The organism is Bartonella sp. MM73XJBT, assembly GCF_028618465.1.
Taxonomy (GTDB): Bacteria; Pseudomonadota; Alphaproteobacteria; order Rhizobiales; family Rhizobiaceae; genus Bartonella.
In genome coordinates this window covers 11,484-22,796 of record NZ_JAQISY010000012.1, presented here as the reverse complement: position 1 = coordinate 22,796, position 11,313 = coordinate 11,484, and the positions used below count along the sequence as shown (strand labels likewise).

Annotated in this window: 9 protein-coding genes; all 9 read right to left on the bottom strand. The window is 37.9% G+C overall.

Annotated elements, in window-relative coordinates:
• Entirely contained in the window at window positions 1-291 is a 291-nt protein-coding gene (locus tag PVV69_RS05500; protein ID WP_273721332.1) for a succinate dehydrogenase assembly factor 2, read from the bottom strand.
• A gap of 73 nt (window positions 292-364) precedes the next feature.
• Window positions 365-1,045 (bottom strand): ABC transporter ATP-binding protein, encoded by a 681-nt coding sequence (locus PVV69_RS05495; protein WP_273721334.1) that lies wholly within the window; start codon window positions 1,043-1,045, stop codon window positions 365-367.
• A complete protein-coding gene (locus tag PVV69_RS05490) occupies window positions 1,045-2,313 on the bottom strand; it encodes a lipoprotein-releasing ABC transporter permease subunit (protein ID WP_273721337.1) in 1,269 nt (422 codons plus the stop codon). The genes PVV69_RS05495 and PVV69_RS05490 overlap by 1 nt, the downstream gene beginning before the upstream one ends.
• Window positions 2,314-2,324: 11 nt before the next feature.
• Window positions 2,325-3,650 carry a proline--tRNA ligase gene (gene proS, locus PVV69_RS05485; RefSeq protein WP_273756760.1) on the bottom strand — a complete coding sequence of 442 codons (1,326 nt, stop codon included), beginning with the start codon at window positions 3,648-3,650 and terminating at the stop codon, window positions 2,325-2,327.
• A 221-nt stretch (window positions 3,651-3,871) separates the two neighbouring features.
• On the bottom strand, window positions 3,872-5,548 hold the full coding sequence (locus tag PVV69_RS05480) for a ribonuclease J (RefSeq protein WP_273756759.1): 1,677 nt from the start codon (window positions 5,546-5,548) through the stop codon (window positions 3,872-3,874).
• A 53-nt stretch (window positions 5,549-5,601) separates the two neighbouring features.
• Window positions 5,602-6,405, bottom strand: coding sequence for a biotin--[acetyl-CoA-carboxylase] ligase (locus tag PVV69_RS05475; RefSeq protein ID WP_273756758.1), 804 nt, complete (start codon window positions 6,403-6,405; stop codon window positions 5,602-5,604).
• A gap of 1 nt (window position 6,406) precedes the next feature.
• Entirely contained in the window at window positions 6,407-7,861 is a 1,455-nt protein-coding gene (gene nuoN / locus PVV69_RS05470) for an NADH-quinone oxidoreductase subunit NuoN (RefSeq protein WP_273756757.1), read from the bottom strand.
• Between the two features lie 16 nt (window positions 7,862-7,877).
• A complete protein-coding gene (locus PVV69_RS05465; RefSeq protein WP_273756780.1) occupies window positions 7,878-9,347 on the bottom strand; it encodes an NADH-quinone oxidoreductase subunit M in 1,470 nt (489 codons plus the stop codon).
• Window positions 9,347-11,311 (bottom strand): NADH-quinone oxidoreductase subunit L, encoded by a 1,965-nt coding sequence (gene nuoL, locus PVV69_RS05460; RefSeq protein ID WP_273756779.1) that lies wholly within the window; start codon window positions 11,309-11,311, stop codon window positions 9,347-9,349. The genes PVV69_RS05465 and nuoL overlap by 1 nt, the downstream gene beginning before the upstream one ends.
• Window positions 11,312-11,313: the final 2 nt, after the last annotated feature.

The following is an 11,313-nucleotide window of genomic DNA, read 5'->3' as shown; positions in this document are numbered from 1 at the left end:
TCAATTTAAATCTACGCAAACATGATAATTTACAATGTCACGAAAAAGTGGACTATTAACTTCTACGGGAGGGGAAGTTTCTCCTGTAATCCACGTTAATAAATCACGATCATCAAAAGACATAATATACTCAAGTTCAGAAACCGTTTTATCACTCATCCCAGCAATATGTGCATCTACATAGTGTCCAAAAATGAGATCCATCTCACGAATACCGCGGTGCCATGCACGAAAAATCAATCGGCGACGACGCACATCCAATTGATTTTCGTCAACGACAAAAACTGCCATAAATGTCTCCTTGAATTAAGTGATGATGTATAAGTTAAATTTCCAATTTGTAGAATAAATTCTGCATCCTCATCTAGGGAAGTTCAATAATCTTCTTTTCTTTGAGTGTAATTCGACGATGCATTTGTTTAGCCAAAGCATAATTATGCGTTGCAATAAGAGCAGAAAGACCAGATTGACGAACAAGCGCGGATAAAGCTTGAAAAACATAAGCTGAAGTTACAGGATCAAGATTTCCGGTAGGTTCATCCGCCAAAAGAACTGAAGGACCATTTGCTACTGCACGTGCAATAGCGACACGTTGTTGTTCTCCACCTGATAATTCTGATGGGCGATGATTGGCGCGATGAGAAATACGCAGATATGTCAGCAATTTAAGTGCACGATCTTCTGCAAGAGATTTTTTAAATCCCGCTATCATTTGTGGTATCATAACATTTTCTAAAGCTGTAAATTCTGGAAGCAAATGATGAAATTGATAGACAAAACCGATATCATTTCGTCTAATGGCTGTTCGCTCACTATCAGAACGTTTTGCGCAAGAAACTCCCCGTAACATCACATCACCAGCCGTTGGTTTTTCTAATAATCCTGCAATATGAAGCAGAGTTGATTTTCCTGCACCAGATGGTGCTACAAGTGCAACAAGTTCTCCGCGATTAAGAATAAAATTTGCCTTATCTAAAATAATGAGAGGCTTATGACTCTCAAAAAAATGTTGCTCAATCTCTACAAGCTCTAAAATAGCCGTCATTATTCATACCTCAAAGCTTGGACAGGATCCAGCTTAGCAGCACGCCATGCCGGAATAAGAGCTGCTAAAAATGATAAAAATAAAGCCATTATGGCAACGAGAACTGTCTGTCCCCATTCAATTTGCGCAGGCAATTTTGTCAAAAAGTAAAGTTGAGGATTAAAAACATCGACATTAAATAACCAAGAAATAAAATCTTGGATATGATTAATATTCGCGGTCGCTATCACACCGAAAATTAAGCCTAATATTGTTCCAATGAATCCAATCATCATGCCTGTGACAATAAATATACGTAAAATCGCACTTTGTTGTGCACCCATCGTACGTAAAATCGCAATATCATGGCTTTTATCTTTTACAAGCATAATGAGTCCTGAAATAATATTCAAAGCCGCAACAAGAACAATCAGAGAAAGAATAAAAAACATAACATTGCGTTCAATTTGTAAGGCTGAAAAAAAAGCCTGATTGCGCTCACGCCAATCAATTAAATAAACTTGTTGACCTATAGCTTTTTCTATAACTGGTTTTATTCGATCAACGGCATCAGGATTATTCAAAAATAATTCTAAAGATTGAACCGTATCTCCCAAATTAAAAAACATTTGCGCTTCATGAAGAGGCATAAAAACGAATATTGAATCATAGTCAGACATACCAACTTCAAAAATAGCTGTCACTTTATACGCTTTAACACGTGGCGTTACTCCAAAAGGAGTGGCATCGCCATCTGGAGTAATAATACGAAGATCACGCCCAACGGTAAGTCCCAATTTTTCGGCCAAACCACTGCCAATTGCAACACCTTCCTCTTTATCAAAGAGCGCAAGTGAACCTAACTTAATATTTTGAGAGACTGTTTTAAGCTTCTCTAAATCCTGTTTGCGCATACCGCGAACTAACGCACCAGCCCCTCCTTGAAGCTCACCTTGAACAAGCGCTTGCCCTTCAATAACAGGTAGAGAAAACTTTACACCATTCACAGCTTCTAAAGAAGAAATAAGGGTTTTATAATCGGTAAAACCGGAATCAACTGCTTGAACAACAAGGTGCCCATTCATACCAAGAATACGGTTGAGAAGCTCTGTACGGAAACCATTCATCACAGCCATAACGACAACTAAAGCAAACACTCCCAGCATAATGCCAATCAGAGAAATGATGGAAATCACAGATGCTACAACATGTTTTTTATTGGGAATCATATAACGAAAAGCGATCATCCACTCATAAGATGAAAACCATTTACTGCTCAACCTCTTCATAACATTGCCTATCAAACTACAGAAAACTGTTTGAGTACATCTTCAATCGTTAAGGATTCTTTGACACCTGTTTTTCGATCTTTCATTTCAACTTCATTTTGTGCAATGTTTTTAGGTCCGACAATGATTTGTGTTGGCAAGCCAATGAGATCCATCGTTGCAAATTTCGATCCAGGACGCTCTTTTCTATCATCTAATAATGGATCAAAACCAGCATGTCTTAATCCCTGATAGAGAGTTTCACACGCATATGTGCATTTCTCATCATCAGGCTTCATATTGATGATACCCACATCAAACGGAGCAATCGGCTTTGGCCAAATAATACCATTTTCATCATGAGAAGCTTCAATCGCAGCTGCAACAAGACGTGAAGGTCCAATACCATAAGACCCCATAGAAACGACATGCTCTTTTCCGTCTTGTCCCATAACTTTTGCTCCCATGGGTGCAGAATATTTCGTACCAAAGTGAAAAATATGCCCTACTTCAATGCCACGCGCTGAAAGACGATTTTGATCAGAAACTCTAGCCCACTCTTCTTCATTATGCATTTCCTCTGTCGCTGCATAAAAAGACGTCCACTGTTTAACAATATCAGCCAAAACAGCTTTATCACTAAAATCGATTGAACTGTCTGGAACCGTGAGTTCAAGAAATTGTCTATCACAGAATATAGCACTTTCTCCAGTTTCTGCTAAAATAATAAATTCATGGCTAAGTTCACCACCAATTGGGCCTGTATCAGCACGCATAGGAATTGCCTTTAAGCCAAGTCGAGAAAAAGTACGTAAATAAGCAATAAACATGCGATTATATGATGTTTGAGAACCTTCATAATCAAGATCAAAAGAATAAGCATCTTTCATTAAAAATTCTCGTGAACGCATCACACCAAAACGTGGACGGATTTCATCACGAAACTTCCATTGAATCTGATACAAATTAAGCGGAAGATCTTTATAAGAACGAACATAGGAACGGAAAATATCTGTTACCATCTCTTCGTTTGTTGGACCATAGAGTAAATCACGCTCTTGCCTATCTTTAATACGGAGCATTTCCAAACCGTAATCATCGTAACGACCACTTTCACGCCAAAGATCTGCAGACTGAATTGTAGGCATTAATATTTCTATGGTACCTGCTCGTTCTTGCTCCTCACGAATAATCTTACAAACTTTATCAAGTACTTTTTTCCCAAAAGGAAGCCAAGAATAAATTCCTGAGGTTTGTTGACGAATCATACCTGCACGTAACATCAATCGATGAGAAACAATTTCTGCTTCCTTAGGATTTTCTTTTAAAAGTGGAAGGAAATATTGAGAAAGACGCATTGAAATAACTAACTCCTAATCAGACCTATCATATAAGAACAATTTAAATAGAGTATATACTTATCATCTATAGCGACATTCTGAATGCTTGCAAACATAACGAACAGATTGTTAAAAAATTTAGGGAATCTCTTGCTTCCGACGCTTGCTTTTAGCAATAAAATGATCTGTCCCTTCTCTTTTTCTTCATTAAAAAGAAAATAACGCAATACTCAAATACTTTATTTTGATCGATGTAAAAAAACTGTACAGAGTGGCTTTTTTTGCCAAATTTCATAAACAGCTGCTCTCACTGCACGCCGCGTTGCTTCTCGAATGAGGTCATTATTTTTTCGTTTTATGCGTGGGATGCTATAAACTGTATTCTCTACAATATCTAAAAGAATATCTTTCAATTTTCCTCCTTTTCCATTGCTTTCAGGCAGACCGAATGTGGTAAAACCGACATCACCCAATAACTCATGCTTGCTATTCATATGGAGAGAAACTGCAACGTGACCAGCGTAACTTAATTTTCGACGTTCCCGAATTCCTAATTCATTTTCATCACCAATAAGACAACCATCTTTATAGAGACGACCAACAGAAACTTGATCAATAACTTCTACTGGCTCTGGTGCAAGGCGCAGCATATGACCATTTCTAATATCCCTAACAATTTTAATACCTGCTTGACGTGCTAAATCCGCCTGAGCAGTAAGATGTATTGCCTCACCATGCACAGGAACAAGGATTTGTGGTTTTATCCAATCATACATTTGTAAAAGTTCTAAGCGACGGGGGTGACCAGAAACATGAACGAGAGCATCTTCATTCGTAATAACTTTTATGCCCCTATCGATAAAACGATTTCGTATCTCAAAGATAGCTTTCTCGTTTCCTGGAATACTGCGTGATGAATAAATAACAGTATCACCAATAGAAAGTGCAATATTTCTCATTTCACCACGTGAAAGTTTAGCTAAAGCCGCACTCGATTCCCCTTGACTCCCTGTTACGACTAAAACGAGATTTTTCCGTGGAATATACCCATAATCATCTTCTGTCACAAATGGTGCTAAACCATCCATATAACCAAGCTCTTGAGCAACCATAATACTTCGTTTTAGAGAGCGTCCAACAACAAGAACCTTGCGCCCAACGGATTCAGCAGCAAGAGCAATAGAACGTATTCGACCAATATTAGAGGAAAAAGTTGCAAGTACGACGCGCCCTTCAACTTTTGAAAAAACTTCACAGAGGCTTGTCTGAACTTGCTGTTCTGATGGTGTTATACCATCCCGACATGCATTTGTAGAATCACAAAGCAATGCCAAAATACCTTTATTGCCTAGAACGCGTAATCGTTTTTCATCCGTTACAGGCCCAAGTGAAGGTGTACGATCAATTTTCCAATCACCAGTGTGAATTACAGTGCCTAAAGATGTTGTAATTGCCAAAGATACAGATTCTGGTATCGAGTGGTTAACAGCTATAGCCTCTAGCGCAAAGGAACCTACCTGAAAACAATCACCAGCTTGAAAAATATTGAGTGAAATTTTATAAGATTCAAAATCTGATTGTCTTTTAGATTCCAATAATCCTGCCGTAAAAGGTGTACAGTAAAGTGGGACTTTAAGCTTTGGCCATAAATCAAGAACACCACCATAGTGATCTTCGTGAGCATGGGTTAAAACAAGACCACGTACATTGTGTTTTTCACTTTCCAGAAAACGAATATCAGGGAGGATAAGATCTGCTCCTGGTAATTCAGGACCAGCAAAACTAACTCCCATATCAACAAGCAGCCATTCACGCAGATTCTGTGGTCCAAATCCGTAAGCAGCCAGATTCATTCCTATTTCACCTACTCCTCCTAAAGGTAAAAAAACAAACTCATTCTCATTGGCTGAAACCATAGACATCTCCTCAATCATTAAGGCAATCTGACAGTAAAATAAAATTTGATAAATTAGTAACGATCTGCATGAACAGAAGCTGCCGAACCAAAATGAACATCTCCAGCTGTTATAATGCTTTTCTCACCATTTTTTTGTTTTATGATGCAGTTAAAATCACGATCAAGACCATCAAAAACACCTTCGATGATTTTTTCATCATTCACTATTTTGACATGCTGCCCAAGGTGAGCAGAATATAAAAGCCATTTTTCGCGGATTACATCACATCCTCCAAGCTGTTTCCAAAGAAGGTAATTTTTAGCAAAACACTCCGTTAAAACCGCAAATAACTGTTCTATTTCAATATCCAAACCAATATTCTTTAAGCTTGAAGTGAGATAGGGAGCGTTTTCATAATGATGTCTTACATTTATCCCAATACCAACAACCAATGCTGAATATTGTGATGGAGATTTAAAAATCTCGAGCAAAATTCCGGCACTTTTTGCTCCTCTCAGCAAAATATCATTTGGCCATTTTAAGCTAACGATATCGCTCTTTTGCTTTTCATTTTCTGTAAATTGTTCTATGGTCTCTACCACACTTACTCCAGCAACAAAACCAAGCTGAGCAGCAGTTTGATGAACAATGCCATCAATTAATAAAAGGCTAGAATAAAGATTCCCTTTCGGACTAGACCATGTCCTCCCTCTTCTTGCTCTTCCCTGTGTTTGTTCTTGTGCAACAACCCAAAGATAACCTTTGTGACCAGCTTGCGCTTTCTGCTGTGCAATGAGATTTGTTGAATCAACGCTTTCGTATGCTTCAACAGTGTATCCTTGTTTTTGTGCAAATTCTGATAAAATATAGACCATATTAAAACAATGCAGCTGCTGCTTTTTCTGCCAATTCCATGAACCAGACTCCAAAAAGCATATAAAATAAAACAAATAATGCAGAAAGTCCGAGACAAAACTGCAACTCTTTTGATAACACAACAAAAGATGCTTTTGCATCATCGAACCACATAATTTTGATGACTCGCAAATAATAAAAAGTTCCAACAACAGACGCTATCATCCCAATAACAGCGAGGGGAGTAAGTCCAGCATGGACTGCAGCAGAAAATGTATACCATTTCCCAAAAAAACCAGCCATAGGTGGTATGCTTGCTAGAGAGAAAAGTTGTATTGTCATCACAACAGCCATAAACGGATTCGTCTTTATGAGCCCTGAAAGATCATAAATATTTTCAACATGTCCATTACTCGAGCGCATCCCAAGAATAAAAGCAAATGAACCAAGCGTCATACCAAGATAAATAGTCATATAAAGAATAACACTTTTTATTCCAAGCATATCACCAGAAGCTAAACCAACAAGGGCATATCCCATATGACCAATTGATGAATAAGCCATTAAACGCTTAATATTGCTCTGACCAATTGCAGCAAATGCACCAAGGAGCATCGATGTAATCGCCATGAACACCAAAATTTGCTGCCATGCAGGCATAGAGCCGTCAGTATTCTCCAGTGGAATAAAGGTCATAACAATAATACGAATAATGAGTGCCATCGCAGCAATTTTAGGAGCACCAGCAAAAAATGCTGTAATAGGTGTTGGTGCTCCTTCATAAACATCAGGTGTCCACATATGAAATGGAACTGCAGAAATTTTAAAAGCCAAACCTGCTAAAATAAAAACAATTGCAAAAATAACTCCCAATTGTAAGCTTTCACCTTTTAAAGCAGTGGAAATTTCGTGAAAACCAATTTGACCAGTAAAGCCATAAAGCAGAGAAATACCATAAAGCAGTAATCCTGAAGATAACGCTCCTAAAACAAAATATTTTATACCAGCTTCAGAAGATTTTACATTATCACGATTGATTGCAGCAAGAACATATAAAGCTAGGGATTGTAATTCCAACCCCATATAAAGTGATAGCATATTACCCGCTGAAATCATCAGCATCATGCCAAGAGTTGCAAAAAGAACCAGCACAGGAAATTCAAATATATTGAACTTTTGAGAACTGGTAAAACCAACAGACATAATAACAGCAAAAAGTGCACCAACAAGCGTTAGAATTTTCATATAACGACCAAAAGAGTCAATAATGAGCGCATTGGTTTGAAATAAGCCGCTTTTCGGAAAAACAACAATAATAATAATAGTTGCAACAAGAAGGGCAATTGCTAAACCCGTTACAGTTAAAAAGGAACGCTCACTGGAATAAACACCAATTAAAAGTAATGCAACGCCTCCTAATGCTATGAGAATCTCTGGAAGAACTAATACTAATTGTGCGATTATTTCAGTTTGCATGTGCATTCTTCCCTATCTAGTGCAGTTTATTGATGAGGGCTTCTACGGAAAACGCCGTTGCTTTAAGAAGTGGCGTTGGATAGACACCAAAAAATATTGTAAGAACAACCATTGGATAAAGAATCAATTTCTCTCTTGAAGAAAGATCTATAAGGACTTTTAAATTCTCTTTATCCAAAGAACCAAAAACTACACGCCGATAAAGATAAAGTGCATAGGCAGCCGATAAAATAACGCCAGTTGTAGCAAAAACAACAACCAATTTATTCACTTGAAAAACACCTATTAAGGTTAAGAATTCACCTAAAAATCCTGAGCTACCAGGTAATCCAACGTTTGCCATAGTAAAGATTAAGAAAACAACAGCATATTTGGGCATGTTATTCACTAAACCACCAAATGCTGAAATTTCACGTGTATGCAAACGATCATAAATAACTCCAACACAAAGAAATAAAGCTGCTGAAACAATTCCATGGGATAGCATCTGATAAATAGCTCCTTGGATACCTTGTTCATTTGCAGCAAAAATTCCCATCGTCACATACCCCATATGCGCTATTGAGGAATAGGCAATCAACTTTTTTATGTCATTTTGAACGAGTGCAACCAAAGATGTGTAAATAATAGCAATAAGCGATAACGAGAAAACCAAAGGTGCAAAATTAGCTGAAGCAATAGGAAACATTGGTAAAGAAAAACGCAGAAAACCATAACCACCCAATTTGAGCAAAACACCAGCTAAAATAACCGAACCTGCCGTTGGTGCTTCCACATGGGCATCAGGGAGCCATGTGTGAACCGGCCACATGGGCATTTTAACAGCAAAAGAAGCAAAGAATGCTAACCATAACCATATTTGCATATGTGCAGGAAATTGATAATTGAGTAAAGTTGGTATATCAAGTGTTCCAACCTGCCAATACATAGCCATAAGAGCAACCAGCATAAGTACTGAACCAAGTAAAGTATATAAGAAAAACTTTATACTTGCATAGACACGACGTGCTCCACCCCAAACGCCTATAATAATAAACATTGGTATGAGACTGCCTTCAAAAAACACATAGAATAATATTGCATCAAGAGCGCAAAAAACACCAATAATTGCAACTTCAAGGAGAAGAAAAGCAATCATATAAGCTTTTAATCTATCTTTCACATTCTCCCAGCTTGCCAAAATACAAAAAGGCAAAAGAAAAGCCGAGAGAACAACAAAAAGAATAGAAATACCATCAACACCCATATGATAGCTAATGCCACCTCCTAACCAATTGACTTTCTCAACCATTTGAAAATGCGTGTTTGTATAATCAAAGCCTGCCCAAATCACTAGGGAAATAATAAAAACAAACACAGTCGTAAAAAATGCTACATTCCGTATGTTATGCCGTGCTGTCTCGCTATCATCTTTGATAAATAAAATGAGCAGCACACCTACAAGCGGCAAAAATGTAACCGTAGAAAGAATAGGCCAATCGGTCATCAGTTCACGCCCCCGATCATCATCCATGTGATCAGCAATGCAACACCTATCAGCATCGCAAATGCATAGTGATAAAGATAGCCTGTTTGCATCCGAACAACTCTATTTGTAATATCAACAACACGTGCTGCAATACCATTCGGACCTAGACCATCAATAATTTTACCGTCCCCCACCTTCCAAAGAAAAAAACTTATTCTGAAAGCAGAACGAACAAACAAAAAGTGATATAATTGATCAAAATACCATTTTTGGTACAGAAAGTTATACATCGCTGGCATAATTCCAGCCAACTTTTTGGGAAGAAAAGGAAAAGAAATATAGAATAAATAGGCTATTGTAAATCCAAGAACCATCGCTATAAAAGGCGACCATTTTACCCAATTAAAGACATGATGCGCATCATGCAGAATGTGGTTGTGGCTGCTTGTAAATAATGCTCCCTTCCAAAAAGCATCATATAAGTCACCAAAAAAATAAGGGTGAAAAACAACACCAGCAAATATTGCTCCAAGAGATAAAATAAACAGTGGAATCAACATCACTGGGGAAGATTCATGAACATGATGCATAATATCAACTGTAGCGCGTGGTTTACCATGAAATGTCATAAAGATAAGCCGCCATGAGTAAAAACTTGTTAAAAAGGCAGCAATAACAAGAAGATAGAAAGCATATCCTGCCGCAATATTATGCGATGCAAAAGCAGACTCTATAATCGCATCCTTGGAGAAAAAACCAGCAGTCCCGAAAACTGTTCCTGGAATCCCAACTCCTGTTAAGGCAATGGTGCCTATCATCATCATCCAATAAGTTATCTTTATATGCTTGCGTAACCCACCCATTTTTCGCATATCTTGTTCATCGGATACAGCATGAATGACAGAGCCTGCACCAAGAAACAAGAGGGCTTTAAAAAAAGCATGCGTAAAAAGATGAAAAACAGCTGCCCCATAAGCTCCAAGACCAAGAGCGACGAACATATAACCAAGTTGTGAACATGTAGAATAAGCAATAACACGTTTAATATCATTCTGCACCAATCCCACAGTTGCTGCAAAAAACGCAGTCGTCGCTCCAACAATAACAATCACAGTCAAAGCAATTGAAGAAAGTTCAAAAATTGGTGACATACGCGCAACCATAAAGACACCGGCCGTTACCATTGTCGCTGCATGAATAAGCGCTGATACAGGCGTTGGTCCCTCCATGGCATCAGGAAGCCATGTATGTAAAAGAAATTGTGCTGATTTTCCCATTGCACCAATAAACAACAAAAGACATGTAACAGTAATGGCCGTTTGTCCATCAAGCTGCCAGCCTAAAAACGTCATATTTTGTACGAAGCTATTGTCTGCGGCTTTTGCAAAAATAGAATTAAAATCAACCGATTGAAATAAAACAAAAATACTAAAGATTCCCAACAGAAAACCAAAATCTCCAACACGATTAACCACAAAGGCTTTCATCGCAGCTTTATTAGCAGAATCCCTCTGAAACCAAAAACCAATGAGCAAATAAGATGCAAGCCCCACACCTTCCCAGCCAAAAAACATCTGCAGTAAGTTATTGGATGTCACCAACATCAGCATCATAAATGTAAAGAGAGAAAGATAAGAGAAAAAACGAGACCTTGAAGGATCATGATGCATATAACCAATCGAATAAATATGCACTAAAGCCGAAACACTGTTCACAACAATAAGCATAACAGCTGTTAATGTATCAATATGGAGAGCCCAATCAAAACTTAAACCACTAACGTCAAGCCAATGCAATACCAAGATTTCAACCACTGGACTATGACCAAGTGCAATATTTAAAAAAGCAACCCATGACAGTGCGGCAACAATTACCATAAAGCTGCATGTTATCAATTCACTCGAGCGATCTCCTATAGTTTTTCCACCTAATGAAGCAATTAAAAAGCCCAAGAGTGGAAGAAAGACAATCGTATAATACATCA